The organism is Hydrogenophilus hirschii, assembly GCF_054656675.1.
The window spans coordinates 66,411-92,018 of sequence record NZ_BAAHXQ010000002.1 but is presented as its reverse complement, the minus strand read 5'-3'; the positions used below and the strand labels follow the sequence as shown (position 1 = coordinate 92,018).

Here is a 25,608-nt window from a genome sequence, read left to right as displayed (position 1 = left end):
TTTACAGAAAGGATGGTACACAACCTGAAAAGCGCGGTTCCAACCCTATGAAAAGAGCATAACACATCAACCAAGGAGTGACGAAATGATGAGCCTTCTGCGTTTTCCTGCGCACGTTTTCGAAGAGTTCGAACGGTTGCAGCGCGATTTGGAACAGACGCTCGCGGGGTGGCCTTTGTCGCTACGCGAAGCAAGCGGCGTGCCGCTCTTTCCCGCGGTCAATGTCGGTCGAACGAACGATGCGATCTTCGTCTACGCGTTTGTCCCGGGTGTCGACCCCAACGCGCTCGACATTACGTTGGAGCAAGGGGTATTGACGATTGCGGGCAAGCGGGGCCCGTGGCAGCCGAAAGAGAAAGAGACGATCTACGCGCAAGAACGCTTCAGCGGCAAATTCAAACGGACGCTGACGTTGCCGGAAGATGTTGACCCCGACCAGGTCGACGCGAAATACCGCGACGGGGTCCTCACCATCCGCATCGGCCGCAAGGCACACCTGATGCCGCGCCGCATCGCAGTGCAGTGAGATCTGCCCAGGACGGCGCATGAGAAAGGAGGTAACGATGACCACGCAAAACGAACGGACGGTACCAACCACGACCGCGAACCCGAACGAAACTACGAACCCGCGCACTGCGGAGAAGGTCACCGCGGTTCCACCTCGCGTCGATATCGTGGAAGACGAAACGGGCATCACCTTGTGGGCTGACCTACCTGGCGTCAGCAAAGAGGCGTTGGAGGTGAAAATCGAAGGCGAAACGCTGACGATCGAAGGCAACGTCACCTTGTCGACACCGGAAGGGCTGGAACCGCTCTACGCCGAAGTGCGCGCCCCCCGTTTCGCGCGCCAATTCACCCTTTCCCGCGAACTCGATCCGGAAGGGATCGAAGCAAGATTGCAAGACGGGGTTTTGCAGCTGCGTATCCCCAAACGCACACATGCCCAACCGCGGCGCATCACGGTGCAAGTTGGCTGACCTTTCTCTGGACGGAGACGAATCGAGGCTGTTACAATGGGGCGCATCCGGGTCACCGAGGATGCGTCCCATGCGTTTCAGCGAACCTCCCACAAGCGGCAGACGGCTCCTTTCGCCGCTGGTCTGGGTTGCCTTTGCGATCATCGCCGCGGCTGCCGTCACGGGTTGGCTGGTTCCCAAAGAGCATGCTTTACCGCGAGAAGCCGTCGAACCGCGGCCCGTGGTTGCCCGCGGCGATCTGGCGGCAGACGAACAGAACGCGATCGAAGTCTTTCGCCTTGCCTCTCCCTCCACGGTCCATATCCGCACCGCGCAAACCGCGCTCGATTTCTTCTCGCTCAACCTCTTCGCAATTCCCAAAGGCAGTGGCACCGGCTTCATCTGGGATCGGCTCGGTCACATCGTCACCAACTTTCACGTGATCGAAGGCGCCGATCGCGCGTACGTCACGCTTACGGATCAAAGCACCTGGCAAGCGACGATCGTCGGCGCCTATCCGGACAAAGACCTGGCAGTGCTGCGCATCGGCGCGCCGCGCGAGCAACTGCACCCCATTCTCATCGGCGAAAGCCGGTCGCTTCAGGTGGGGCAGCGGGTCTATGCCATTGGTAACCCGTTCGGCCTCGACCAGACCCTTACCACAGGGATCGTGAGCGCCCTCAACCGCGAGATCGAATCGGTTACCGGGCGGCCCATTCGCGGCGTGATCCAAACCGACGCCGCGATCAACCCCGGAAACTCCGGCGGGCCGCTGCTGGATTCCGCGGGCCGACTGATCGGCGTCAACACTGCGATTTACAGTCCCAGCGGCGCGTTTGCCGGGATCGGGTTCGCGATTCCCGTCGACGAAGTGAACCGTATCGTCCCGCGACTCATTCGCGACGGCCGCTTGATCCGACCCGCGCTGGGCATCCGCGTCGCTCCGCCAGCATTCCTCGAAGCATTAGGCATCGCGCAGGGTGTCGCGGTGATCGGCGTCGATCCCAACGGTGCCGCGGCGCGCGCCGGGATCGTTCCGTTCCGCCCGACGCGCGACGGTGCGGTGATCGCTGGCGACGTAATTGTCGCACTCAACGGCGAACCCACACCCGACCTCGAAACGCTGCTCGATCTGTTGGAGCGCCACCAACCCGGCGAAACGGTCACCTTGACCGTCGAACGCGCGGGCGAGCGCCGCGAAGTGCCCGTAACCCTGGACGTCGCGTCGTGATGGCGTCTTGAGTGACTGCTGATGCGCCCGTTTCGCCCCTCGGAACCGGAATCGTCGTTCAAAAGCCGCGGGGGATTCCAGCGGCTGGGCGGCGCGTTGCGCTATTCGCTGCGCGGGCTCGCTGCGGCGTGGCGTTTCGAGGCGGCGTTTCGCCAAGAAGTGGCGCTCCTCTTGATCGCGCTTCCGCTGGCGATGTGGCTTGGCGAAACCACGGCGGAACGGCTGCTCCTCGTGCTGAGTCTCGTCGCGGTACTCGTCGTCGAACTCCTCAACTCAGCGATCGAGGCCCTTTGCGACCTCGTCCATCCCGATCCCCACCCACTGATCGCGCGTGCCAAGGACCTGGGGAGCGCCGCGGTCTTTCTGACGCTCATCGCAGCAGCGGCGCTTTGGCTCTTCCTGTGGCTGGAACGGTTCTGACACCGCATCATGACCGCGACCGATCCTTCCCACGAACTCGGCGCACTGGTGGCGTGGCTCGACGCGCAAGAATCGCCTTACGTCGTGATCGACCGCGACTATCGCGTGGTTGCCGCAAACCCTGCCTACCGCGAACTCATGGGCCCGTTCGGCGAAGCCACGACCTGCTACCGCCTCTCCCACCACTACGACGTCCCGTGTGACCGCGCCGGTGAGACCTGCCCCCTCCAAACGGCACTGCGTACCGGAACGAAAGCGCGCACGGTCCATCGCCACCACACCACCGATGGCGAGCGCTACGTCACGATCGAACTCACCCCGTTGCCCGACCAGACGGGCACCATCCGCTGGTTGGTCGAACGGCAGCAGCCGCTGCCGATCGACCGTCACGGTGAGACTCGGACCCAACTCATCGGACAGTCACCCGCATTTCGCCGGATGGTCGAATTGATCGATCGGGTGGCACGTGCCAACGCGGCCGCCCTGCTGCAAGGCGAATCGGGTACCGGTAAGGAACTGATCGCGCAGGCGATCCACCGCATGAGCCATCGCGCCGACAAACCCTTCGTGGCGGTAGATTGCTCCGGCATCCCGGAGACCTTGTTCGAGTCGGAACTGTTCGGACACGAAAAAGGGGCGTTTACCGGCGCGACCCAGCGAAAAATCGGGCTCGTCGAAGCTGCCGACGGCGGCACCCTGTTCCTCGACGAATTGGGCGACATTCCCTTGTCGATGCAGGTGAAACTGCTGCGTCTGCTGGAAACGGGCACCTTTCGCCGTTTGGGGTCGACCGAACTGCGTACCACCGACATCCGTCTGATCTCCGCAACCCATCAACCGTTGGCGGCAATGGTGCGCGACGGCCGCTTTCGCCAAGACCTCTACTACCGCGTCAATACCTTTCCGATCCGTGTCCCGCCGCTACGTGAGCGCACGGGCGACATCCCGCTCCTTACCGCGGCGCTCCTCAAACGAATCGTGCCCGAGAAGCCACCCACGGTGACTCCGGACGCGATGGCGTTACTCGAAGCGTACCATTACCCCGGCAACGTGCGCGAGCTGCGCAATATCCTCGAGCGTGCGGTGCTTTTGAGCAACGGTCAAACGATTCGCGCCGAAGACCTTCCCGACGAAGTCCGTTTTCGATCGACCGAAGCGCACGTACCTCAGACCAGCCAAGGCATCGGGCACGAAAGCGACGCGCTCGATGACGCACAACTGCGCCGACTGGCGGAAACCTTTCCTGGCCCGCGGCGCGCCCTAGCCGCTCATCTGGGGATCAGTGAACGCACCCTCTACCGACGCCTCGCGGCGTTGGGGATCGCGCGCCGCAAACCCGGCAAAAAATGACACCTCACTGCCAATCTGTCACAATGTGTCATCATGCGGCAGTATTCTGCCCATCGTTTTTGCGCCCCACTCGGTCGCTCATTGAAAAAATATTTTTCATTCCAACAAGTTACCAAGCGTACATCTAGAAGCTATTTTTTGGCACGCCATTTGCTTGACTGTTGGGTGAAGCGAACCTTTGACCTGTGCCCACCGTTTGGCACCTCCAACCCCAACGCACAGGTCTCATGGGTCTCTCCTCCTAACTTCGCTTCTTTGGCGGCGCCTCGTGCGCCGCATTTCTTTTCCGTTTATCAGAAAATAGCGATTTGCTAGAATAGCGTACCGTGCTGGTGCCGATGAGGAAACCCCGATGCGTCAACCAACTGCCGAACCGTCTCCCACCGTACAACCCGACGTGATCCGCTATTTTCCGCTGCCGCTCTTTGCTTCGATCATGGGGATCTGTGGGTTGGCTTTGGTCTGGCTCAAAGCCGCCCATCTGTGGCACTGGCCCGCAGTGATCGGGCAGGCCGTGACGGTCGTGGCAACCGTGCTCTTCTTACTCTACGGATTGCTCCTACTCTTGAAAGCCGCGCACAACCCCCAAGGCATCCGCGAGGATTGGCGCCATCCGGTACGGCTCAACTTCTTTGCGGCGATCACGATTTCGCTGATGCTCTTGGGCACCGCGTATCAGAGTTTCGCTCCGGGAATCGGTCACGGTTTCTGGCTCGTCGGCGCAATCGGACACGCAATCCTCGTTCCCGTAATGATGCACATCTGGCTCCACCACGCCCACTACCAACTGACCCACATCAACCCGGCCTGGTTCATCCCGGTGGTTGGGAACGTCGTCGCGCCGCTTGCGGGCGTCGGGTACGGCCATCTCGAAGCAAGCTGGTACTTTTTCGCGATCGGGATCGTCTTCTGGTTGGTGCTGATGACGATCGTCATGCACCGCCTCATCTTCTTCGAACCGCTGCCGCAGCGGCTCGCCCCCACGCTCTTCATCCTGCTTGCGCCGCCCTCGGTCGGGATGCTCGCGTGGCTCAAACTCGACGGTGAAACGCTCGACGCTGCTACACGCATCCTCTATGGGGTCGCCCTCTTTTTGGCGCTGGTGCTTGCGACGAATGCGGCGCGTTTCGCCAAAGTACCCTTCTTTCTCTCCGCCTGGGCCTATTCGTTCCCCCTCGCAGCGCTCACGGTCGCGACGATGACGATGGCCCACCTCACTGCAAATAGCGCCCTAAACACCCTTGCCGTCGTGCTCGTTGTGCTGACCACAGCGGTGATTCTGTGGCTGGTCGTGAAAACAGCGCTTGCCGCAGCGAAACGGGCGATCTTCTTACCCGAATAAACACAAACGGGCCAGGCCCCAAGCACGCAGCGACTAACACCCGACGAGTGCGCGCCAATCGCAGTGGGTTGCGACGCTGTCGGCAAGCTGCTCGATCATCGCTTCGCGCCGCGCCTCGGCATCGATCGCGGTGAGCGACCCTGCACCTGCCCAACGCGCGAATGCGGCAAACGCCGGCGCGGCGTCGAAGAGTCCGTGCCAATAGGTGCCGACGATCTGGCCATCCGCCGACACCGCCCCGTCGCTTGCCCCGGCGTCACCCGTCAGAAGCGGGATGCTGAGTGCCGCCCCGTCGCTCACCCCCAGGTGAATCTCATAGCCCGTCACGGGAACCGGCGTCGCGCCGACGACCGCAGGGTGGATCATGCGGCCGCGCGCTTGCGTGAGGCGCTTGGCGCGCGTGAGCGTGGTCGTGACCGCGAGTAGCCCCAACCCTTCGCTGTGCCCTGCCGCCCCTTCGACTCCCTCGGGGTCCGCGATCGATTCACCCAGCATCTGAAAACCGCCACAGATCCCAATCACCTTGCCGCCGTAGCGCAAGTGGCGCAAGAGATGCGCATCCCCTTGCTGCGCGCGCAACCAAGCCAAATCGGCACGCACCGCTTTCGACCCCGGGAGGATCACCAGGTCGGCACCCGGCCACGGGCCGCCCGCCCACCAGCGAAAATCGACCTCCGGGTGGAGCCGCCACGGGTCGAGGTCGGTGTGGTTCGCGATCCGGGGGTAAGCGATCGCCACCACCCGCAGCTTGGCGTCGCACCGCACCGCTGCCGACTGCAAACTGTCTTCGGCGTCGAGCGACCAATTGCGCAAATAGGGGAGGACGCCAAACACCGGTTTGCCCGTACGTTCCGTCAGCCATTCGATTCCTGGCGTCAAAAGCGAAACGTCACCGCGAAAACGGTTGATCACGAAGCCGCGAATCCGCGCCACTTCGCTTGGCGACAGACACGCAAGAGTCCCGACGAGCTGCGCAAACACCCCGCCGCGATCGATATCGGCAACGAGCGCTACTGGAATGTCGACCGCTTCGGCAAACCCCATGTTCGCGATGTCATTCGCGCGCAGATTGACCTCGGCAGGGCTGCCCGCCCCCTCGACCACGATGAAATCGTACTGTGCGGTCAGACGCGCCCACGATTCGAGCACCGCTTCGCGTGCGCGCCGTTTGTAGTCGTGGTACTGCCGCGCGTCGAGCTGCGCCGCCACCCGCCCGTGGATCACCACCTGTGCGGTGCGGTCACTCTGTGGCTTCAAGAGCACCGGATTGAAATCGGTATGCGGAGCAAGCCCCGCTGCTTGTGCTTGCACCGCCTGCGCCCGCCCGATCTCGCCGCCGTCGATGGTGACCGCAGCGTTGTTCGCCATGTTCTGCGGTTTGAAGGGGGCCACCCGTACGCCTTCACGCCGCAGCAGCCGACACAGTGCAGCGACGAGCGTACTCTTGCCCGCGTCCGAAGTCGTTCCCTGGATCATCATCGCGCGTGTGTGCATCGCGTCATTGTACCTGCAGCGCCGCTTACCCCCTAACCCGGTTGGGTTGCCAAAGCACCGCCCCCACGCTACGCTTACCCAAACCCAACAAAACCCAACAAAACCCAACAAAACCCAACCAAACCGAGCCAAACCAACCGCAACCAAACCCAAGTTCCCCACGGAGTCCCAGAGATGCCGTCGACACCCCACGTTGCGCTCCCCCCGTTTCCATTCGACAACACCTTCGTCCGCGAGCTACCCGACTTCGCGATCCCGTGGCAACCCGACCCCGTCCCCGACCCCAAGCTCGTCTATCTCAACCACGAACTTGCGGCCGAGCTCGACCTGCCGCTCGCGATGCTCGACGAAGCCACCTGCGCAGCGCTTTTCACCGGCCAACAGCTGCCCGCAGAAGCCGAACCGGTCGCCCAAGCGTACGCCGGACACCAGTTCGGCGGATTCGCCCCAGTACTCGGGGATGGCCGAGCGCTCCTTTGGGGCGAGGTCGTCGATCGCTACGGCAATCGCCGCGACCTGATGTTCAAAGGCTCCGGCCCGACCCCTTTCTCACGCGGCGGCGACGGCAAGGGGGCGCTCGGGGCGATGCTCAAAGAGGCGCTCTACGGCGAAGCGCTGCACGCGCTCGGTATCCCGACGACACGCGCACTGGCGGTAGCAACGACGGGGGAATGGGTCGTACGCACACACCGCCACCCTGGCGCGATCCTCACCCGAGTTGCCGCGAGCCACCTCCGCGTCGGCACCTTCGCTTTTTTCGCCGCGCGCGGCGAACGCGAAAAACTGGAACGGCTGACCCGTTATGCGCTCGCGCGCCACTACCCCGAACGCGTGACGGACACGGCACCTCCTGCGCTCGCGCTCCTCGAAGCGGTAGCGGAACAGCACGCGCACCTCGTCGCGCAATGGATTGCGGTCGGATTCATCCACGGCGTGATGAACACCGACAACATGACGATCAGCGGAGAGTCGATCGACTTCGGACCGTGCGCCTTTCTCGAACCGTTCGACCCGCAAACCGTTTTCAGTTCGATCGACCGCTTCGGCCGCTACGCCTATCGCGAACAGCCCCGCATCGCGCAGTGGAACCTCGCCCGGCTTGCCGAAGCACTGCTGCCGCTGCTCGACCCCGACCCGCACACTGCAGTGACCCTTGCAAACCGCGTCCTCGAGCGCTTTCCCGCCTTGTACGAAGCGGCCTGGCTCGCCGCGATGCGCCGCAAATTGGGGTTGACGCCGGACGGCGACGCGCGGACGATCGCGCACGACCGAGCACTCATCTCCGACTGGCTTGATCTGCTGGCGACGCACGCCGCCGATTTCACCGCCGCTTTCCGGGCGCTCGTGCGCTTCAGCGCCGGTGACGACGCCTCGCTGCGCGCACTCATTCCCGATTCCGAATTGTCGCGATGGCTCGAACGGTGGCAACACCGCGTGGGCCTGATGCCAGGACAACCTTCCAGCACATTCGCCGATCGGCTCGCGCAAGCGAACCCGTGGCTGATCCCACGCAACGAAGCAGTCACCGCCGCATTGAGCGCCGCCGAAGCGGGCGACCTTGCCCCGTTCGAACGGCTCTTGGGCGCAATCCAAGACCCCTTCCGTGAAAATCCTGCGTACGCCGACCTGGCGCGCCCCTCCAGCCCAGAATTTCTCGCGCAGTTTCGCACCACGTGTGGCACCTGATGTTCTGCGATAATCGCGCCCATGACCCACTTGCTTGCGCTCCTCATCGGTTTGGCTTGGGACCGCCTGATCGGCGAGCCGAAGCGCTTTCATCCCCTGGTTGCGTTCGGACGCTGGGCCGAGCGGTGTGAACGCTGGGCGCGCGAACGCGGCTTACACACGCAGCGCGTCGGGCCCCAACCCACCCCCGATTCCATGGCTACTGCAATGTGGCGTGAGCGGCTCGCCGGACTCTTCGCTTGGCTGGCGGCAGTGACCCCGCCGCTGTTGCTCACCTTGTGGCTCTTTGCCGCATTCCCGAAACTGCGCTGGCTCTGGGAAGGGCTCATCCTGGGTTTGGCGCTTGGCTGGCGCAGTCTCGAAGAGCACATCGTGGCCGTGGCCGACCCCCTGGCGCGTGGTGATCTTCCCGCCGCACGTGCCGCGGTGGCGAAGATCGTCAGCCGCGACGCGGCGCTCTTGGACGCCCGCGGCGTGGCCACCGCTGCGACCGAATCGGCACTCGAAAACGGCCACGATGCCGTGATCGCGCCGCTTTTCTGGTTCGCCGTCGCGGGCGGCATCGGGGTCTTGCTCCACCGCCTGGCCAATACGCTTGACGCGATGTGGGGGTACCGAACCCCGCGCTACCGTGACTTCGGCTGGTTCGCCGCCCGAGCCGACGACCTCCTTGGCTGGCCGAGTGCGCGCCTCACCGCGCTTGCCTACGCGCTTGCCGGTCATGTTCGCGACGCCCTGCGCTGTTGGCGGCGCCAAGCCCCCCATTGGCCCAGCCCGAACGCCGGCCCGGTAATGGCTGCGGGCGCGGGCGCACTGGGCGTGCGGCTCGGTGGACCCGCCCCCTACCACGGCGTCTGGCAACCGCGCGGCACGCTCGGCTGCGGCGCTCCTGCCACACCAGAAACACCGCTTGCTGCCCTTGCGCTCCTGCGCCGCGCCACGATCGGCGTACTCCTTTTGACCGCGTGGTGGGTAAGCCGATGAGCGTCTCCGAGCACGCGACCCCCGCGATCGGCCACGGCGGGCGCCTGCGCGCTGCGATCGCCCGTTACGGCGGGCCTCCAGAGCGCTGGATCGACCTCTCGACCGCAATCGCCCCATGGCCATACCCACTCCCGCCGGTCCCTCCCGAAGTCTGGCAACGCCTCCCTGAGCCCGACGACGCGCTGCCCGCGGCGATCGCCACGTACTACGGCGCCGAAGGGCTTCCAATTCCCGGCACCCAAGCGGCGCTGCAAATCCTCCCTACCCTCTTTCCCGCGATCCGCACCGTCGTGATCCCCACCCCGAGCTACGGCGAATACCAGCGCACCTGGGCGCTTGCCGGCCGCTTGGTCCGAACCGTACCGCTCACTGCCTCAGCGATCGACCAGGCACTCGAAACGGCCGACGCCCTCGTTTTGGGGCAACCCAACAACCCCACCGGCCACCGCTGGTCGTTCGACCAGATCCGCGCCTGGCACGAGCGGCTGGCGCGGTGTCACGGTCTGCTCGTAATCGACGAAGCGTTTGCCGACGCCGAAGCGATTGCGACTGCCTGCCCCAGTCCGCTGCCCGCGTGGGCTGCCCAAACCCGCGGCGCGGTCGTCCTGCGGTCGCTCGGCAAATTCTTTGGACTGGCGGGCTTACGTTTCGGCGTTGCGTTTGCCGAACCCCCACTCCTTGCCGCGCTCGACGCACACCTGGGCCCGTGGGCGGTCAGCCACCCCGCACGCTGGGCCGCGACCCTTGCGCTTTCCGACACAGTTTGGCAAAAACGGCAACTCATGCGCATGACGCTGGCATACCGCGAACTGGTGGCGCTTCTTACCGAAACAGGTTGGTTGTCGGTCACCCCTGCCCATCCCTCCCCGCGAATCTTTCTTGATGGACTCATCCCCTACGCGATCACATTGACCCATCTCGATCCGGAAGCTGCCGCGACGCTTTTCGCCAACCAACAGATCCTTGTCCGTTCGTTCCCAACGCTGCCGTTTTTGCGTGTCGGCATCGCCCCAACGGAACAGATCTCTGAGCTGAGGGCACGCCTCTTGACGCTGACGCCCGAAAGCGCCAAAGTCCCCACTCGGTGTGGTGCGGTTACAATTCACCACGGCACCTCCGCGACAGGCCACTGCGACCATGGACCCAAAACCTAACCCCACCCTTCGCACGCTTTGGTATGTGCACTACCAATCGAGTCCAACCGACGGCTCCGCGGTTCATGTTGCCGAATTCATCGCGGCTTTCGCAGCGCTCTGCGCACAAAGCGGTGTGCGCTTTCGTGTCGTCGCGCCTCCACAACGGTCCAGGGCGCCGACGACGAACGAGACGGTGTGGCGCAAAGTCCGTCGCGCGTTGGGGCGTTACTATCTGCGCGACCTGCTCCTTTTGTGGCGGCAGTGGCAGCGGTCGCGTCAAGAAGGCGCGCAGCTCGACGCCGATCGCCCCGATCTGGTGATCACCCGTTATGATGCCGAAACGCTGTCGATCCACTGGGCGTGTCACAAACGCGGGATCCCTGTGGTCACCGAATTCAACGGCATCGACCGCGGCGAACTAAGAGGCACCTACCTCGACGTCAAACCGCTTCCCTGGTGCGATCGCCTCTTCAGCAATTGTCATGCGTTCGCCCTCTCAGCGGGCGCGCTTACGGTCACGGGTGCGATCGCCGCGCCGTTACACCGCTGCAACCCAGACCAGAAACCGATCACTGTCAATCACAACGGTGTCGATACCACCCGCTTTCACCCCGAGATCGACGCAACACCCCTGCGGCAGCAATGGCAGTGGCCAACCGAGACGGTGGTGATCGGCTACAGCGGCAGTTTCATCGTCTGGCACCGGCCGCAACGGCTCATCGAAGCGTGGCAGCGGCTTCGCGCAGCAGGCCACCCCGTCGCGCTGCTGCTCATCGGGCGGCACGACGAAGCGGTTGCGCGCAGGCTAGCGGAGTTGCCCGCGCACGAACGTCGATGGGTCGTCTGGACCGGACATCTGCCTCATGACGCGATCCCACAGCACCTGGCGGCGTTGGATATCGCGGTGCTGCCCCACACCCAACCCTACTGTTCGCCGCTCAAACTCTTCGAATACATGGCGATGGGCAAAGCAGTGGTTGCGCCTGACACGGCAGGTGTTCGGGAAGTGCTCACGGCCGAACGCGAAGGGTTGCTGTTCGACCCGTACGACGACTCCACCTTCTTTGCGGCGCTCGAACGCTTGGTACGCGACGCGCCGCTGCGCCATCGCCTGGGCGACGCGGCACGGGCTCGGGTCGAAAGGGAATTCACGTGGCAGCACAACGCGGAACGGGTCTGGGCTACCGTGCACGCAGCGTGGCAATGGCACCACCAAAAGGCGCGGAAGTGACGCGATGACCATCCGGTGGCGCTGCTATACCGAACCCTGGTGGCAAACACAACCGGAACGGTGGCACGAATGGGTTGCTGCGGCCGAGCTACCCTTATTTTGCGATACTCCGTGGCTTGACGCAGTACTGCGCCACTATCGCCCCCAATTGCGTCTCTGGGTTGCGTTCGACGGGGCGGAACCACTCGGCGCGCTCCCGCTCGAAGCCGTGCGTTGGCACGGTTTTTCGGCCTGGCGTTGGCTGGGTGCCGCATTGCACCCCGATCATCTCGACCTCGTCGCCCCTCTGGCGCACCAGGATCGGCTCTGGCACAGTTTTCTCTCCGACGTGGTGGCACACGCCGACGTCACGCTCCTCTTCTGGGAAGGGGTGCGAAGCACGAGCGCGCTGTTGGCGCTACCGTGGCCGAAAACGCTCGTACTGTGGGATCGGCCACCCCGGCGCTGCCCCTATATTCCCCTAGCGGGAATCCCAGACATCGACGCGCTGGCACGAAACTGGCGCCCCAAACTGCGCAAAGAACTGGCCTACTTGCACCGCCGCATCGCACGCGACACTCCGAACGCCACACTTCGTGCCGTTCCAGCGGACGCGATCGGGGATACCCTGAAGCAGCTCGCTCAGTGGAGCATGCGCCAGCACGGTGCCGCGTCGGCATGGAACGACCCCCGGTTCGTCGCGTTTCACCATGACCTTTCGCACAGCCTCCACGCCTCGGCGCAACTTGGGCTCTACACCTTCGGCGAACCCGGCACACCGTGGGCGATCGCCTACGGCTTTCACGACCAAGGCACCTACCGCTATTACCAACCGGCGTTCGACACCGCTTTTGCGCGCTTCAGCCCCAGCAAAATGCTCATCGCCGCGCTGCTCGAAACCGGCATCGCAAAGGGGTGGCGGGAGTTCGATTTCCTATTGGGCGACGAACCCTACAAGTTCGAATGGGGACCGCGCGTGCGCGAAGAGGCCGACTGGCGCGTCGCGAAAGGGTGGCTTGGGCGCGTGCTCGTCACGTGGCTGACAGGTTGGTCGCGATGAATCCCCGTGAGCGCAAAACCGGCAGCGGGATGGCTTGGACGATTGCACGCGCGTTGCTGCAACTTTTCCTCAGCGTCGGTGTCGGCGTTGCGCTTGCGCGCCTCTTGCCCCCGCATGATTTCGGCGTCGTTGCGATCGCCACCGGCTTCGGTGTCCTCGCCGAAGCGCTGGCGATGGCCGGGTTGGGATCGGCGCTGATCCAAAAACGGCGCATCCGACGCGCCACGGTCGAAACCACGTGGCTGCTCTCGCTCCTGCTTGCCGCGCTCTTCCTCGCGCTCTTTTTTGCCGCAGCGCCGGTCCTGAGCCAATGGTTCGCCGCGCCGGAGTTGGAAGCCATTTTGCCCCTCATCGGCGCCACCCAAGCGGTGATGACCTTAGGGATCGTACCGCGTGCGCTCTTGCGCCGCCACCTCCACCTCAAACGATTGGCGCTGATCGATCTCCTCAGCTACGCGCTCGGCTACGCGGCGGTCAGCGTGACGCTCGCATGGCACGGCTGGGGCGCCGTCAGCCTCGCGTGGGGTTTCTTCGTCTGGTGGCTGCTCGCCACCCTGCTTTGCTGGCACGCTTCGCGTATCCGCGTCTGGCGACCACGCTGGTCCGCGCAGGAAGGAACGGCGATTGTGCGCTACGGCCTCACGTTGAGCGCCAAGGGGTTTATCATCTATTTGGGCGGCGCGCTCGACAGCCTGATCCTGGGGTGGCTCCTTGGCCCTGCACCGCTTGGCCTCTACCAGCGGGCCGCGCAACTGGCATCGATCCCTCTGCAACGCCTGGGCGCGACGGTCGGCCACGTGATGTTTCCGGCGTTTGCGCTGATTCAAGAGAATCGGGTGAAATTGGCGCGTGCGCTCCTCGACGCCCAACAGACGCTCGCGCTCGTCTGCTACCCGATCCTTGCCGCGCTCGCGGCCGTTCCCGAGGTCGTGATCGTCGCGCTCTACGGCGATGCTTGGCGTGACGCGGCACCCATTCTGCGCATCCTGGCGCTGATCGCGATGCTCCATTTGACGCACCATCTGGCTGGCCCTCTGCTCGAAGCGTGTGGCCGCGCCAAAAAAGAGTTGCGCCTGCAAAGCGGCTATCTTGGACTCCTTGCCGTCAGTTTGCTGGTTGCGGCCCCATTGGGACTGCGCGCTGCAGCGTGGGCGCATCTCATCCCCAGTCTTTACCTCTTGGCAACCATGGGAACCGTCGCACTGGGACTTCTACGCCTCGATTGGCGGCCCTGGTTGGGTGCGAACCGCGCAGGCTTAGCGCTCGCTGCGGCGACGGCGCTCACCGCGCTGCTCCTCTCTTTCGCGGTGCGCACGGCTTTGCCGTCGGCTTCTCCGATCACGGAATTCCTGATCGTCGTGCTCGGTTGCGTGTCGGTCTATGGGGTGGGTCTGTGGCGTATCCCAGGCCCCCACCAACGGTGGTGGCGCAAAGAAGGCGCGCTCAACGACTGAGCAGCCAGACCTCGACGACGCGGTTACGCGCTTCGACCGCCCCGTCTGGTGTCGGAACCGGAACGCGCCGCTCACCGTACGCGCGCGCTTCGACGATACGATCGCGCCCGATCCCTTCTGCCGCCAAAAGGCCCAACACGTGCCGGAGCCGTCGCTGCGCCAACGCGTCGTTGTAGCGCGTGCTCGCCGAACGGTCGGCATGGGCGGCAACGACGATCATACCCGGGTGCGTTTTGGCCGCCTGGGCCCAGTCACGCAGTTTTTCCCGTTCCGCCGCCGAGAGCTGATCCTTGTCGAGGTCGAAATAGAGCGACAGGGGCGCACACGCGTTCGCGACACACGCAGCAGCACCCTCCGGTTGTCTCGGCGTTGGCGCGGGAGTCACGGCGGGGGCTCCGTTGCCCGCTTCCAGTTGACTCATCGCTTCCTCGAACGCCATGCGGCAGCGGTGCACGTACTCAGGATAGCGATTGGCTTCCTGTGATTCCATCCAGCAGTCGAACGCCACCTGCGCCCGCGCGGCAATGCGCGGGTAACGCTGGTCGGCACCTTGATCGAACGCCCGCATCAGACGGGTTCGCGCATAGATGAGATCCTGAAGCGCATATTTCGGCAACACGCGCGCGGCGATCTCTTCTGGCCAGATCCGCTCACCGCGCGCGGCGGCGCCTGCGCGCTGCAAAAATTTTGCGGCGTCGGCAAAGTCGCTGGCACTATCGCGCTCGCGCGCCAATTCGCGGTAGCCCATACTGAGTGCCCCGAGGAAATCTTGCCCGGCCGGTCCGTCGAAGAGGTGATCGGCGTAGCGCTCGACGATTGCACCGCTCGGTGGTGGCACCGCGACCCCTTGCGTCGCAGGCAAAACCCCCCGTTCCTTCTCTTCTATTCCCGGCACGTTGTAGGCTGCCGACTGACACCCCGCGATCAATGCCGCCACCCCAACCGCGACCAACGGCAAACGAGACGTTCGCACTTCCACGATACGACCTCCCTACCCGCTCGACATGTCTTACAATATATACGACAAATTGCGCCATAACGAACGAAACACCCACAAAAATTCGATCGTGCGCGATTTATCCACTATACTATCATCAGCAGATCGAATAGGGGGGGTACGTTTATGTCGGTTTTTCGGCTGCGCAAAGGGTTCATGGCACTGGTTGCAGTAACCCTGATCCTCACGGGATGCGCCACCCCGCGGCCAGAGATCCCCAACGGGGTTTCCGTCCATACTTCCGACGTGCGGGAAAATACCGCGCTCTTCGTCGGGCGCGACTATCTCCTCTCCCCAGGTGACGAACTCGAAATCGTCTACCAATTCGACACGCAACTCCACCCCGAATACCGGCTGGCGATCGGCGACCAGATCCGGGTCGAATTCGTCGACTACCCGCAGCTCGATCGCACGGTCGACGTCCGCCCGGACGGGCGGATCACCGTTCCGTACATCGGGGACGTCAGCGCCGCAGGAAAAACCCCGGAGGAATTGGCGCGTGACCTCGATCGCCTCTACAGCAAACTGCTCACAAAGCCCCGTAGCACCGTAAGCTTGGTACGCTACGGTCAGCGCATCCGCGACCTCAAAGAAGCGATCCGCACCGCAACGCGCGGGCAGAGCCGGTTGACGGTCGTCGGACCCGACGGCCGAATCACGCTCCCGCTGATCGAACCGATCTTCGTCGCCGGGAAAACGATCGACGAAGCCCAACGGGCGATCACCGCGGCGTATGCCCGTGTCATCTCGGGTCTCAACGTCTCGACGCTGCTCCTCAAAGCGACGGGTAACCGGGCCTATGTCTTCGGCTATGTCGGACGACCCAACTACGTCGAACTGATCGGCCCCACCACCGTCACCCAGGCGATCGCGATGGCTGGCGGGCTCGACCCGCGCGCCGAAGCCCGCACCGTGCTGCTGATCACCCGTGACGAAGCGAACCACCCCGTGGGTCGCGTCATCGATCTCAACGCGATCCTGACCACCGGCAATTTGGGGAAAGACCCGATCCTGCGCCAAGGTGATGTCATCTATGTCCCCAACACGCGACTGGCTGATGCGGCGCTTACTGCGGAACAGCTCTGGTCGTTGATCCCCCGCCCGTTCAGTTTCAGCTATCAACGGAACCTGTAAGGATCTCGCGATGAACACAGCGTCTTCGAATCTTCCCGTGCCCAGCAGCCCTCCGCCTTCCACGACACCAACGCAAACCGTCCGCGACGTCCTCAGCATCTTTTTCTACAAAAAAAGGGTCTTCGTTGCGACGCTGCTTGGCGTGATCGGCGTCACGCTGGCCATTACCCTTCTCTCCCCGCCGCGCTACGAAACCAGCGCCGATCTTCTCGTCAAACCGGCGCTCACGCGCCCGTTCATGATCTCGCCTGAGGGGGGAGCATTTTTTGCCTCGGACGTCACGTTGAAAGACCTCAACACCATCATCTTTTTGCTGCAATCGAGCGAACATCTCGCCCAAGTTGCCAAACGGTTGGGGGTAGCCAATGGCGACGACCCCGCGGCAATACAACGAGCGGTAGCCGAACTCAAAGGAAGGCTGAAAGCCGAACCCTTGACCGAATCGAACGTCGTGCGCGTCACGTTGAAAGGGGGGGATCCACAAGAGACGCAGCACGTGTTACAAACGATCGTCAATACCTTCGTCGATTACTATATCGAAATCAACCGCGTTTCCGGCGGCATCGAATTTTTCCGCAACCAAACCGAATTTCTGCAACGGCGGCTCGCGCAACTCAATCGCGAGCTCGAACAGGTGATCGCACAAACCGGCGTGGTCGACCCCGCAGTCCAACGCCAAACCCTGCTTCAGTTGTTGCGCGACCTCGAGCAGGAGCGGATGAAGATGCTCTCCAACCTGGAAGAGCTTCGCGCCAAAACCCACGCATTCTCGGAAGCGCTCACCCGATTCGAGAAGAATGGGGGTCGCACCCTCGTCGGCTTACCGAAGACGACAATCTACGAGTACCCTGCCCTGATCGAGATGGAAAAGAGTCTCGCGCAGCTCACGATCAATCTGCAGCGCGCGCGCAACGACTATCAACCTGGATCTAAACCGGTACAAGACGCCGAAGCCCAGTACGCGAACATGCGCAACCAGATTCGGCAATACCTCAAACAGATCATCGAAGACCTCAAGGTCGAAACGCAAAGCGGTCAAGCGGCGCTCGAAGCGCTTCAGGCGCGCATCGATGACCTCAACGACAAAGCGGTGCAATTGACGGGACGTTCGCTCGCTTACGAACAACTGCAACTCGAACGCGAACTCACAAGCAAACAGTACGGCCTCTACGTCGACAAACAAGAAGAGGCGCGTATTCGCCAAGCCAAAGACGATGCACGCTTTGCCAACGTCTCGATCGCCGCACAACCCCAACTGCCCGTGTCGCCCGTCTTTCCCCGTCCCGGCTTGATGCTTACGCTGGCACTCATCGTCGGACCTTTCGTCGCCGCCGGCGTAGCGGCAGCAGCGTACCTTGCGGAACAGCGCATCTATACCCCCACCGACGCGGCACCGTACGCGCCCCTCTTGGGTGCGCTCGATGCCCCTCCGCCTGGACACCCCTGGCAAAGCGCCTTCGCGCAGACCATTCCGCACGCTAGCGGGAGAGCATCATGAGACTTTCCGACATTCTGGCGCGTGACAACGCAGACCCCTGGCGACGCAAAACCCCGTGGGATGCCGCAATCGATAGCCACGACCCCTGGGGTCGCTTCGATGAGCTGGAAAAGCCCGATACCGCTTACGAACCCCAGCCAACGATGCCGCATGCTCAGAAACCGCAACGCGAGACGAGCGTGCGTGACGCAGCTCAGGCGAAGCCGGCCCACACCACGCGCCCGGACGACTTGGGCGTAGTCGCCCAGCCATCCCGTTCGGAGACAGCACGCGCGCCAAAACGGCTGATCCTTCCGCCGCCTATTCGCCAACTGCCCAGCGCTTGGGGCATGGAGGTGCAACGCATCGCGCACCATTTGGCGTTTGGCCATGCGCAAGCGCCTCACACCGTCCTTTTTGCGGCACCGATTCCACAAAGTGGCGTCTCCACCCTCACGTTCCTTCTGGCCCACCACCTGGCGAGCAGCACCCCAGACGGGCGGACCCTCCTGCTTCGCCTCGTGCTCGAACCCCAACCGATGCGTCACGATTCGCTGACACTCGCTGTGGGCGACCCTTTTTCCTGGCAGCAACTGCCTTCGGACCAAGCGCTCAACATCCTCACCTTGTACGGCGGTGAAAACTATTCGGTTGCGGAAAAAGTCCGCTGGTACCGATCCCTGTTGGCTTCAGCGCGTCGTCTCTACGCGACGGTGGTGATCGATACCCCGCCATTCAACCGTTGTCCGGACAGCTATCTCTTGACAAGCGAAACCGACGGCGTGGTTTTGGTGCTCAAAAGCGGCGCCGTGCGCAAGCCAGCTGTCGCAGCGCTCGTCAAGGAGCTCAACGGCTTGAGCATCCCGGTCTTGGGGTCGGTTCTCACCTTCCGTGAATACCCCTTGCCCCGTTGGTTGATTCGCTTGCTGTGACGACCATGCGCGCTGGCGCCTCCGACCCACACGCCTTGCTCACTTTTCCCGCGGCGCTGCTTGTTGGCGCCAGTAGCGCTTGGTTGCTGTCGATTGCCTTTGCTCAGCAAGATACGGCTACGCTTTTGGCAACGCTGGCGGGGCTACTCGGTATTGCGCTCTTTCCCGTTCTCTTTCTGTTTCTCTCGCGTCAAGCGATCGACCAGCTGGCGTGGACGGTGGCCGTTTTCGCACTGGCGCTCACCTTCATCGACAACAACTTCGCGTTCCGCGAAAACTGGCCGTACACCGTTTTGGCAAACGGTTTTCGCGTTTCGCTCAGTGATCTGTTGTTGCTGTTCCTTGCCCTGTTGTGGTGGTTCGATCGCACGTACCAGTCTGCGACCTCCGCGATTCCCAAGCCCCTGGCGATCGCACTCGTTGCGATGCTCTTGTGGGACGGCGCCAATGCGCTCCTGGTCGCCAAGGAATCGTTCTTTGCCTGGAGCCTCTACTGGCGCGAAATCAAGGCCGTCTTTTTTCTTTGGATCCTGGCACGATACCTCCGCCCCTACCACCTCCATTGGCTCGGATTGGCTCTTGCTGCCGCGGTGATCCTCGAAGCGATCGCGGTGTTGGACCAACGAACCGTCCAGGCCATTTTCACGGAAAAATTGCTCAAAACGGAATTTGCGCTCAACAGCGCCGCGGGAAGCGGTTATCTCCTGCGCTTCGGCGGCACGTTCGGTCACCCCAATACCCTGGCGAATTTTCTTGCAGTCGCGTTGCTCTACCTCTGGTTCTTCGTTCCCACACTCAAGGGAAGACCATGGCAACGCGCTTTCGTCGTGTTCGCACTGATCGTCGGGTTTGCTACCTTTACGCTGACCGGTTCACGTGCCGGGTGGCTGGGTTTCGGCTTTGCGCTGGCCTTGGGAATGCTGTTGTGGATGAAGAAAAACGGCAAGAACGTCATCATCGGCGCACTCGTGATGATTTTTTCAGTGAGCACAGTCTTTGCCGCGTTGTACGCCACATCGGCGACGTTCCGTGACCGGTTGACCAAAGAGGATCGCGGTTCGGCGCTGGTGCGCATTCCCCTTGCCGAAACGGCCGCAAACATCATCGCCGACCGGCCACTTGCTGGCGTTGGACTTGGACAATATACCCGTGAAATGCACCGCTACGACCGTACTTACCTCCAAGTCGCTTCGTGGTACAACCAACCGGTGCACAATTTTGCATTGCTGACTACGGCCGAAACCGGCATTCCTGGCCTCATTGTCCATCTGGTCGTTCTGGCTTTGATAAGCTGGTACGGTTGGCAGACGTTTCGCGGAGGCACCGGCTTTTTTGCCGATATCGGGCTGACCGCAATGGGTGGTACGCTCGCGTGGGCAATTCAAGAACAGGCGAACCCGGACTACATCTTCATGCCCTACTACCTGTGGGTCATCTGGGGTGCAATGCTCGCGGCGCGGCGATGGGAACGTCAGTCGCGGGGTGAAACCGCAAAATAGCGCCACGCTACTGCACGCATCAAAAACAGAGGATTACCTACCCAATAGCGCCGCCAGGTGTAACGCGGCTGCTGGAAGAATCGGTAGAGCCATTCCAACCCATGATCGGTCATCCAGCGCGGCCCGCGCGGGATCAAGCCGGTTGCGATGCGCGCGTATCCCCCGGACATCAGCGCGACGCGTACGCCGGGGAGTCGATGCCGGTTTGCTACGAACCACTCCTCCTGGATCGGCATGCTCATCCCGACAAGGAGCACCTGTGCGCCGCTTGCGTTGATTGCCGCGACCACCCGTTCGTTTTCTGCACCCGACCGCACAAAAAAACCATGATGATGCCCAGCCCAAACGATGCCCGGATAGTGCGCGCGTACCCACGCGGCGAACGCAGCGCCAACCTCGTCGGTATCCCCTAGAAAGAAGAGTGCCGCTTTCCGCGTCGCACAGACGCGCAAGAAATCGGGCATCCAATCGGCAAAAGTCAGCCGCTCGCCGATTTCCAATCGCAACAGACGCGCCGCAAGCACCACACCGTAGCCATCGACGAAAACCAGATCGGCGCAGTTGAGTGCCTGCCGAAACGACGGGCGTACCCATGCCAAGTTCATCGCGTGGGCATTGACGTTGGCGACGAACCGGCAGGCTTCCCCGACAAGGGCATCCCCCAACCACGCCAGCAGCGTTTCGCGGTTGACACGATGGATCCGTACCCCCATCATCTCGACTGACGGCAGTGGTGCCGCGACAACACCGTCTTCATTCATGACCCTGCGCTCCTTCTTTCGATCTGTCGTCCCGCGACGCGTTTGTATCGAACTCTTCGCCGCCCCGCGTGACCGCGCGGCATCCGATCCCCCCCCCGAGCCTCGGGTTCGGGAAGTGACCCTGGCATGGATCGATACGCCCACCGCTTGTCACGCACACCTCGCCCCTTTTTTTGCTACCGACCCCCATTTGGCACTGGTCGATCGCGTCGCACCTTCCCGTTTCGCGCGCGGCGACCTCCTTTGGGTTCTCCGTGCCCACGGCGACCCAGTCCATTTCGCCTGGACGCGCCACGACGGGTGGCTGGACCTCTCCTACGAACTGGGGCGAGATGCCTGTTGGTCCCTTCCGCCCAAATCGGTGGTGATCTACGACTGCTACACGCTCGGTGCTGCCCGTGGGCGCGGCCATTATCCCGTTGCGCTGCGCTGCCTCTGCGACCATTTTCCCACTGCCACTCTTTGGATCTATTGCGCCTCACAAAACTGCGCCTCGCTCAGCGGCATTCGCAAAGCAGGTTTCGCGTGGCAACAGCGCCTCTGCCGCTGGCGCTGGTTATCGCAGTAAGCTTGCCCAAAACATTGCTGCACGCATGGTATCATTGTTCCCCTTTTTGATCCGATCGGTGACGCAGTCGTGCCCCCGTTCGTCTTGCGCTCGTTGCCCCTCGTCGATCTCGTCGCGCTCTGGGTCGCATTGTTGTTTGCGGCCTATTTCACCGGGCCCGCGTTCGAGGGCGTACGGTTCCTCCGCCTCCTGGAATGGCGGATCTCGCTACAGAACCTTTTGCTGCTCCTTGTTTGGAGCGGTTTTTGGCTGCTGCTCTCCTACCTGGTGCAGACGCGTACCAAAACAACTAGGCGCTTCGTTTTACCCACCGTGCAGATCGCCGTGATGACCGGAATTGGGGTGCTGGTGCTTGCGGCAAGCAGCCAACTCTTTGCGATCGCGCTCATCACCCCGCAGTATATCGTGGCGTTCGCGCTCCTCTATTTCGTAGCCAGCCATCTGTTGCACTGGCTCTACAACCGGGTGCTCCGTTTTCTCGATCCGGAACAACACTACCTAAACCATACCGTGCTTCTTGGCGCCACGCCGCTCGCGGCAGAGATAACTTCCTCGCTGCGAGCGAACGCCCATTTTCGACTCCTGGGTTACTTCGGTACGCCAACAACGGAAACAGACGGGCTAAATTTGGTTCCCTGTTTGGGGCAACTGCACGATTTCGCCTACTGGATGCACGAATCGGTCGTCGATCAAGTGGTCGTGACGTTGCCGCTCGCCACCCTCGATCCAGCGGTCAGAGACGCGCTCAGCGCGGCCGAAGCGGAGGGTATCGAGGTGTTGTTCCCAGTGCCGCTCCTTGCGCCCTATCTCCCTCTGCCAGAGCCGTTGGCGCCACGAACCCATCTGATCCGCTGGTCAGCAAGCGGGCACGGGGCTGTACCCCTCTTGAGCTTCGACTCCGGCCCACAGATGGGGTGGGCATTGCTCGTCAAACGCCTACTGGACGTCACTGCCGCCGCGCTCGGCATCTTGATCCTCTCGCCGCTCTTCCTCCTCATCGCGCTGGCGATCCGCGTGACGATGGGTTCTCCGGTTCTCTTCGTCCAACCGCGGCTGGGGTACCACCGCCGCATCTTTCCGCTCTACAAGTTTCGGACGATGATTCCCAATGCTGACGCGCTGCGGGAAACCTTACGCGCCCACAACGACCGCGACGGCGCGGCGTTCAAAATGCGCAACGACCCACGCATCACCCCGCTCGGCCGTTGGTTGCGCAAACTCAACTTGGACGAACTGCCCCAACTCTTCAACGTCCTCAGGGGCGATATGAGCCTGGTTGGCCCCCGCCCGTTGCCGCTCGACGACTACGCCCGAATGGACCGCATCACCTACCTGCGCCGGGTGAGCGTACTCCCCGGCATCACCTGCACGTGGCAGATCGCCCCCAACCGCGCGTCGATTCCGTTCGACGAATGGATGCGGATGGATCTGGCCTACATCGATGACTGGAGTCTTCACACCGACCTGTTGCTGCTCGTCAAGACCGTTTGGGTGACGCTGCGCGGCAAAGGGGATCAATAGGGAATCAATAACGCGGACTACGACGCTCGCCCACGGCTATTGCGGGATCAGTGCCGTCGGTTGCGCACGCAGCCACTCGGCAAAGCACGCATGGTTGCGGCGCAGATCGAAGCGTTCGGTCAGCCGCGCATGCGCGGCCTGGGTCATGCGCGCGCTGTCGATTTTCCCTTCCGCGATCCGAAGAATCGCTTCGGCAACCGCGTCGGGATCCTCCGGCGGCACCAACAACGCCCCCTCTGGCCCCACCAATTCTGGGATCGCCCCAACCGCGGTCGTCACGATGGGTATACCAGCATTCATCGCCTCCATCAAAACGAGCGGCATCCCTTCGACCACACTCGTCAAGACAAAGACGTGGTAGCGCCGATAATTGGCCAGGATTTCGTCGTGAAATTTGGCGCCCAGCAACCGAACCACGTCGCCCAACCCGGCCTGGGCGATTTGCGCGCGCAGCGCCGCTTCGCGCTCGCCACTGCCGATGATGTCGCACAAAAAGGGAACACCTTTTTCCCGTAACTGCGCGCACGCGGCAATGAGCACATGTTGGGCTTTGTGTTCGCTCAAACGCCCAACGTTGAGGAGACGCAGCGGTCGCGCGATCGGTGGCGGCGGCTGGTACGGCAGCGGTTCGACGCCCAGCGGAATCACGGCTCTGTTACGCGGCAATAGACCCGGAAAACGGGTGCCGAGCACCGCTAAATTGTGCGCCGAAATCGACACAAGCGCCTCGGCTGCCGCCAATTTGCGCGCCAAATCGGGCGGGTTGTCGTAGAGCGCGTCGGAGCCGTGTAACGTCAACGAATAGGGCACGTCTGCCAAACGGTGACACCAATGAGCGACCGCCGCAGCACCGTACGTGAAGTGGGCGTGCACATGGACCCGTTGCCCACGAAAGTGGTACAGCAACAAGACGGCACCGGCCCAGTGCGCCAACGCGGTAGGTAGCGGCGCTTCGTACCGTAGTGTTTCGGCAAGCGTTTGCCAATAGCGACGCGCAAAACGCTCAATCGCCCAACGGTGGGCGCGTACCCATACCGAGAGGCGCTGCGATTGCAGGTACAATACCCGTTCCAGCCAAGGACGCATCGGCGGATGGACCTCGTCGAACGCCGGGCGGCGGTTGGCGATATGGCAAACCGGTACCCCCATGCGCGCCAACGATTCAGCTTGTGCGACGACGAACGTCTCGCTCAAACATGGGAAACGGGAATGAACGAAGAGATAATGAGGCTGCGGCGATGACATGGTGGTGGCTCGTCTGGCTTTTGGGTGGGATACCGTCATTCTATCTGCTCCTTCTGACCTGGGTCGCTGCGCCCCTTCCCTACCCGTGGCTACCGGAAAAAGCCCGGTCGTCGCGTGCGCAGGGCCAAACCCGCTTTCGCATCGTGATCCCGGCACACAACGAAGCGAAACATATCGCGACGACGGTCACCGCGGCGCTGGCGTTGGATTATCCCCGTTCGCACTTTTCGGTTCTGGTGGTTGCCAACGCCTGCACCGACGAAACTGCTGAAGTGGCGCAGGCGGCAGGGGCGGCGGTGCTCAGCTACCCGCCCCCCGGAAAAGGGGGTGCGCTCGATTATGCGTTCAACCAACTCCTTCGCGACCCGTCGTGGGACGCAGTGCTCGTGCTCGACGCCGATTCGGTGCTCGACCCACATGCGCTCACCGTGCTGGACGCCTGTTTCCAATGCGGAGCCGAGGCGGTTCAGCTCCGCTACGCAGTGCGCAACGTGCGTGTCAATGCGCGCACGGAGATCGCAGCGATTCAACTGGCGTCACTCAACGGCGTGCGCCCGCTCGCGCGCTCCCGTTTCGGGTGGTCGGCGGGCATTTTCGGCAACGGCTTTGCCTTGGCGCGCGATACCGTTGCCGCAGTCCCGTACCGTGCCCACGGTATCGTCGAGGATATCGAATACCACCAACATCTCTTTCTTGCGGGAAAACGGGTCGACTTCACCGATGCGGCAGCGGTGTGGGCAGAGATGCCGGTTGCGCGCCACCAGTTGGCTACCCAGCGCGCGCGCTGGGAACGGGGCAAGTTATGGACGATTCGCCACTACGCGCCACAGGTTCTCCGCCAGCTGCTTCGCCGCCCCTGGCAAACCGTCGGGCAACTGTTCGATCTGCTGATCCCGCCAATCGCCTGGGTGGCGATCCTCTTGGCGCTCCTTGCATGGATCGCGCCGCAACCGGTCCGCATTGCCGCGTTGCTCGGTTTCGGCGCAATCCTGATCCACTACCTATACGCCGCGCATCGCTATCGACTCCTGCCACTCTTTGCCCGCGCGTTGATGCACGCACCACGCTATATTTTTGAAAAACTGTGGGCTGTGTTGCATTCGATGGTGACGGAACGCCGGTTGGGGTGGAAACGGACGGAGCGCGACTAA

23 protein-coding genes are annotated in these 25,608 nt (G+C 62.7%); 19 read left to right on the top strand and 4 right to left on the bottom strand.

The window, feature by feature from the left end:
• Positions 1-85 precede the first annotated feature (85 nt).
• The 6 genes from ACYQ4Z_RS07520 (at position 86) to ACYQ4Z_RS07495 (ending at position 5,299) form a co-directional block, all read left to right on the top strand.
• Entirely contained in the window at positions 86-526 is a 441-nt protein-coding gene (locus tag ACYQ4Z_RS07520) for an Hsp20/alpha crystallin family protein (protein ID WP_219972037.1), read from the top strand.
• 37 nt (positions 527-563) lie between these two features.
• On the top strand, positions 564-977 hold the full coding sequence (locus tag ACYQ4Z_RS07515; protein ID WP_219972036.1) for an Hsp20/alpha crystallin family protein: 414 nt from the start codon (positions 564-566) through the stop codon (positions 975-977).
• Positions 978-1,047: 70 nt separating this feature from the next.
• The gene (locus ACYQ4Z_RS07510; protein ID WP_459860566.1) at positions 1,048-2,187 is read left to right on the top strand and encodes a S1C family serine protease; all 1,140 of its coding nucleotides are present in this window, start codon (positions 1,048-1,050) and stop codon (positions 2,185-2,187) included.
• Positions 2,188-2,208: 21 nt separating this feature from the next.
• Positions 2,209-2,607 carry a diacylglycerol kinase gene (locus tag ACYQ4Z_RS07505; RefSeq protein WP_119335795.1) on the top strand — a complete coding sequence of 133 codons (399 nt, stop codon included), beginning with the start codon at positions 2,209-2,211 and terminating at the stop codon, positions 2,605-2,607.
• Positions 2,608-2,616: 9 nt separating this feature from the next.
• On the top strand, positions 2,617-3,957 hold the full coding sequence (locus ACYQ4Z_RS07500; protein WP_459860564.1) for a sigma-54 interaction domain-containing protein: 1,341 nt from the start codon (positions 2,617-2,619) through the stop codon (positions 3,955-3,957).
• 352 nt (positions 3,958-4,309) lie between these two features.
• Positions 4,310-5,299, top strand: a complete 990-nt coding sequence (locus ACYQ4Z_RS07495; RefSeq protein ID WP_219972033.1) for an SLAC1 anion channel family protein — start codon at positions 4,310-4,312, stop codon at positions 5,297-5,299.
• A gap of 33 nt (positions 5,300-5,332) precedes the next feature.
• On the opposite strand, the gene ACYQ4Z_RS07490 is transcribed toward ACYQ4Z_RS07495, so the two are convergent.
• Entirely contained in the window at positions 5,333-6,793 is a 1,461-nt protein-coding gene (locus tag ACYQ4Z_RS07490; RefSeq protein ID WP_459860561.1) for a cobyric acid synthase, read from the bottom strand.
• 174 nt (positions 6,794-6,967) lie between these two features.
• On the opposite strand from ACYQ4Z_RS07490, the gene ACYQ4Z_RS07485 reads away from it, so the two are divergent.
• From ACYQ4Z_RS07485 to ACYQ4Z_RS07460, 6 genes are read left to right on the top strand one after another with little or no spacing between them, the layout of a single operon-like run.
• Complete coding sequence (locus ACYQ4Z_RS07485; protein WP_459860559.1) at positions 6,968-8,479, top strand: protein adenylyltransferase SelO; 1,512 nt, start codon at positions 6,968-6,970, stop codon at positions 8,477-8,479.
• A gap of 21 nt (positions 8,480-8,500) precedes the next feature.
• Positions 8,501-9,463 carry an adenosylcobinamide-phosphate synthase CbiB gene (gene cbiB, locus ACYQ4Z_RS07480; RefSeq protein WP_219972030.1) on the top strand — a complete coding sequence of 321 codons (963 nt, stop codon included), beginning with the start codon at positions 8,501-8,503 and terminating at the stop codon, positions 9,461-9,463.
• Positions 9,460-10,617 (top strand): aminotransferase class I/II-fold pyridoxal phosphate-dependent enzyme, encoded by a 1,158-nt coding sequence (locus ACYQ4Z_RS07475; protein ID WP_459860558.1) that lies wholly within the window; start codon positions 9,460-9,462, stop codon positions 10,615-10,617. Before cbiB ends, ACYQ4Z_RS07475 begins: the two co-directional genes overlap by 4 nt.
• Entirely contained in the window at positions 10,601-11,830 is a 1,230-nt protein-coding gene (locus tag ACYQ4Z_RS07470) for a glycosyltransferase family 4 protein (RefSeq protein ID WP_459860557.1), read from the top strand. The genes ACYQ4Z_RS07475 and ACYQ4Z_RS07470 overlap by 17 nt, the downstream gene beginning before the upstream one ends.
• 4 nt (positions 11,831-11,834) lie before the next feature.
• Positions 11,835-12,869: a GNAT family N-acetyltransferase gene (locus tag ACYQ4Z_RS07465; RefSeq protein WP_219972027.1), complete on the top strand. Its 1,035-nt coding sequence runs from the start codon at positions 11,835-11,837 to the stop codon at positions 12,867-12,869.
• The gene (locus ACYQ4Z_RS07460; protein ID WP_459860556.1) at positions 12,866-14,323 is read left to right on the top strand and encodes a lipopolysaccharide biosynthesis protein; all 1,458 of its coding nucleotides are present in this window, start codon (positions 12,866-12,868) and stop codon (positions 14,321-14,323) included. The genes ACYQ4Z_RS07465 and ACYQ4Z_RS07460 overlap by 4 nt, the downstream gene beginning before the upstream one ends.
• Here ACYQ4Z_RS07460 and ACYQ4Z_RS07455 read toward each other — a convergent pair.
• Positions 14,313-15,302 carry an OmpA family protein gene (locus tag ACYQ4Z_RS07455; RefSeq protein WP_219972025.1) on the bottom strand — a complete coding sequence of 330 codons (990 nt, stop codon included), beginning with the start codon at positions 15,300-15,302 and terminating at the stop codon, positions 14,313-14,315. The two genes, ACYQ4Z_RS07460 and ACYQ4Z_RS07455, sit on opposite strands and share 11 nt — an antisense overlap.
• Positions 15,303-15,446: 144 nt before the next feature.
• On the opposite strand from ACYQ4Z_RS07455, the gene ACYQ4Z_RS07450 reads away from it, so the two are divergent.
• The 4 genes from ACYQ4Z_RS07450 to ACYQ4Z_RS07435 are packed head-to-tail and all read left to right on the top strand — an operon-like array spanning position 15,447 to position 20,362.
• Positions 15,447-16,454, top strand: coding sequence for a polysaccharide biosynthesis/export family protein (locus ACYQ4Z_RS07450; RefSeq protein WP_219972024.1), 1,008 nt, complete (start codon positions 15,447-15,449; stop codon positions 16,452-16,454).
• A gap of 10 nt (positions 16,455-16,464) precedes the next feature.
• Positions 16,465-17,952 (top strand): GumC family protein, encoded by a 1,488-nt coding sequence (locus ACYQ4Z_RS07445; RefSeq protein ID WP_219972023.1) that lies wholly within the window; start codon positions 16,465-16,467, stop codon positions 17,950-17,952.
• Positions 17,949-18,863, top strand: coding sequence for a P-loop NTPase family protein (locus ACYQ4Z_RS07440; RefSeq protein ID WP_219972022.1), 915 nt, complete (start codon positions 17,949-17,951; stop codon positions 18,861-18,863). Before ACYQ4Z_RS07445 ends, ACYQ4Z_RS07440 begins: the two co-directional genes overlap by 4 nt.
• A gap of 5 nt (positions 18,864-18,868) precedes the next feature.
• A complete protein-coding gene (locus ACYQ4Z_RS07435; RefSeq protein WP_459860738.1) occupies positions 18,869-20,362 on the top strand; it encodes an O-antigen ligase family protein in 1,494 nt (497 codons plus the stop codon).
• Here the strand turns inward: ACYQ4Z_RS07435 and ACYQ4Z_RS07430 are convergent.
• A complete protein-coding gene (locus ACYQ4Z_RS07430) occupies positions 20,335-21,123 on the bottom strand; it encodes a WecB/TagA/CpsF family glycosyltransferase (protein ID WP_219972020.1) in 789 nt (262 codons plus the stop codon). The two genes, ACYQ4Z_RS07435 and ACYQ4Z_RS07430, sit on opposite strands and share 28 nt — an antisense overlap.
• On the opposite strand from ACYQ4Z_RS07430, the gene ACYQ4Z_RS07425 reads away from it, so the two are divergent.
• A complete protein-coding gene (locus ACYQ4Z_RS07425) occupies positions 21,122-21,691 on the top strand; it encodes a hypothetical protein (RefSeq protein ID WP_119335811.1) in 570 nt (189 codons plus the stop codon). The two genes, ACYQ4Z_RS07430 and ACYQ4Z_RS07425, sit on opposite strands and share 2 nt — an antisense overlap.
• Before the next feature lie 69 nt (positions 21,692-21,760).
• Positions 21,761-23,212, top strand: a complete 1,452-nt coding sequence (locus tag ACYQ4Z_RS07420; protein ID WP_170141335.1) for an exopolysaccharide biosynthesis polyprenyl glycosylphosphotransferase — start codon at positions 21,761-21,763, stop codon at positions 23,210-23,212.
• Positions 23,213-23,248: 36 nt separating this feature from the next.
• On the opposite strand, the gene ACYQ4Z_RS07415 is transcribed toward ACYQ4Z_RS07420, so the two are convergent.
• Positions 23,249-24,457 carry a glycosyltransferase gene (locus ACYQ4Z_RS07415; RefSeq protein ID WP_219972019.1) on the bottom strand — a complete coding sequence of 403 codons (1,209 nt, stop codon included), beginning with the start codon at positions 24,455-24,457 and terminating at the stop codon, positions 23,249-23,251.
• Between ACYQ4Z_RS07415 and ACYQ4Z_RS07410 the strand changes: the two genes are divergently transcribed.
• Entirely contained in the window at positions 24,451-25,608 is a 1,158-nt protein-coding gene (locus ACYQ4Z_RS07410) for a glycosyltransferase family 2 protein (RefSeq protein ID WP_219972018.1), read from the top strand. The two genes, ACYQ4Z_RS07415 and ACYQ4Z_RS07410, sit on opposite strands and share 7 nt — an antisense overlap.

What these genes read in the sequence shown, in the direction of transcription:
- ACYQ4Z_RS07450 (WP_219972024.1), top strand. Translation starts at nt 15,447, where the DNA reads ATGTCGGTTTTTCGGCTGCGCAAAGGGTTCATGGCACTGGTTGCAGTA.
- ACYQ4Z_RS07410 (WP_219972018.1), top strand. Translation starts at nt 24,451, where the DNA reads ATGACATGGTGGTGGCTCGTCTGGCTTTTGGGTGGGATACCGTCATTC.
- ACYQ4Z_RS07460 (WP_459860556.1), top strand. Translation starts at nt 12,866, where the DNA reads ATGAATCCCCGTGAGCGCAAAACCGGCAGCGGGATGGCTTGGACGATT.
- ACYQ4Z_RS07495 (WP_219972033.1), top strand. Translation starts at nt 4,310, where the DNA reads ATGCGTCAACCAACTGCCGAACCGTCTCCCACCGTACAACCCGACGTG.
- ACYQ4Z_RS07500 (WP_459860564.1), top strand. Translation starts at nt 2,617, where the DNA reads ATGACCGCGACCGATCCTTCCCACGAACTCGGCGCACTGGTGGCGTGG.
- ACYQ4Z_RS07415 (WP_219972019.1), bottom strand. Translation starts at nt 24,457, where the DNA reads ATGTCATCGCCGCAGCCTCATTATCTCTTCGTTCATTCCCGTTTCCCA.
- ACYQ4Z_RS07430 (WP_219972020.1), bottom strand. Translation starts at nt 21,123, where the DNA reads ATGAATGAAGACGGTGTTGTCGCGGCACCACTGCCGTCAGTCGAGATG.
- ACYQ4Z_RS07475 (WP_459860558.1), top strand. Translation starts at nt 9,460, where the DNA reads ATGAGCGTCTCCGAGCACGCGACCCCCGCGATCGGCCACGGCGGGCGC.
- cbiB (WP_219972030.1), top strand. Translation starts at nt 8,501, where the DNA reads ATGACCCACTTGCTTGCGCTCCTCATCGGTTTGGCTTGGGACCGCCTG.
- ACYQ4Z_RS07515 (WP_219972036.1), top strand. Translation starts at nt 564, where the DNA reads ATGACCACGCAAAACGAACGGACGGTACCAACCACGACCGCGAACCCG.
- ACYQ4Z_RS07470 (WP_459860557.1), top strand. Translation starts at nt 10,601, where the DNA reads ATGGACCCAAAACCTAACCCCACCCTTCGCACGCTTTGGTATGTGCAC.
- ACYQ4Z_RS07520 (WP_219972037.1), top strand. Translation starts at nt 86, where the DNA reads ATGATGAGCCTTCTGCGTTTTCCTGCGCACGTTTTCGAAGAGTTCGAA.
- ACYQ4Z_RS07465 (WP_219972027.1), top strand. Translation starts at nt 11,835, where the DNA reads ATGACCATCCGGTGGCGCTGCTATACCGAACCCTGGTGGCAAACACAA.
- ACYQ4Z_RS07485 (WP_459860559.1), top strand. Translation starts at nt 6,968, where the DNA reads ATGCCGTCGACACCCCACGTTGCGCTCCCCCCGTTTCCATTCGACAAC.
- ACYQ4Z_RS07435 (WP_459860738.1), top strand. Translation starts at nt 18,869, where the DNA reads ATGCGCGCTGGCGCCTCCGACCCACACGCCTTGCTCACTTTTCCCGCG.
- ACYQ4Z_RS07505 (WP_119335795.1), top strand. Translation starts at nt 2,209, where the DNA reads ATGCGCCCGTTTCGCCCCTCGGAACCGGAATCGTCGTTCAAAAGCCGC.
- ACYQ4Z_RS07510 (WP_459860566.1), top strand. Translation starts at nt 1,048, where the DNA reads ATGCGTTTCAGCGAACCTCCCACAAGCGGCAGACGGCTCCTTTCGCCG.
- ACYQ4Z_RS07440 (WP_219972022.1), top strand. Translation starts at nt 17,949, where the DNA reads ATGAGACTTTCCGACATTCTGGCGCGTGACAACGCAGACCCCTGGCGA.
- ACYQ4Z_RS07490 (WP_459860561.1), bottom strand. Translation starts at nt 6,793, where the DNA reads ATGCACACACGCGCGATGATGATCCAGGGAACGACTTCGGACGCGGGC.
- ACYQ4Z_RS07445 (WP_219972023.1), top strand. Translation starts at nt 16,465, where the DNA reads ATGAACACAGCGTCTTCGAATCTTCCCGTGCCCAGCAGCCCTCCGCCT.
- ACYQ4Z_RS07425 (WP_119335811.1), top strand. Translation starts at nt 21,122, where the DNA reads ATGACCCTGCGCTCCTTCTTTCGATCTGTCGTCCCGCGACGCGTTTGT.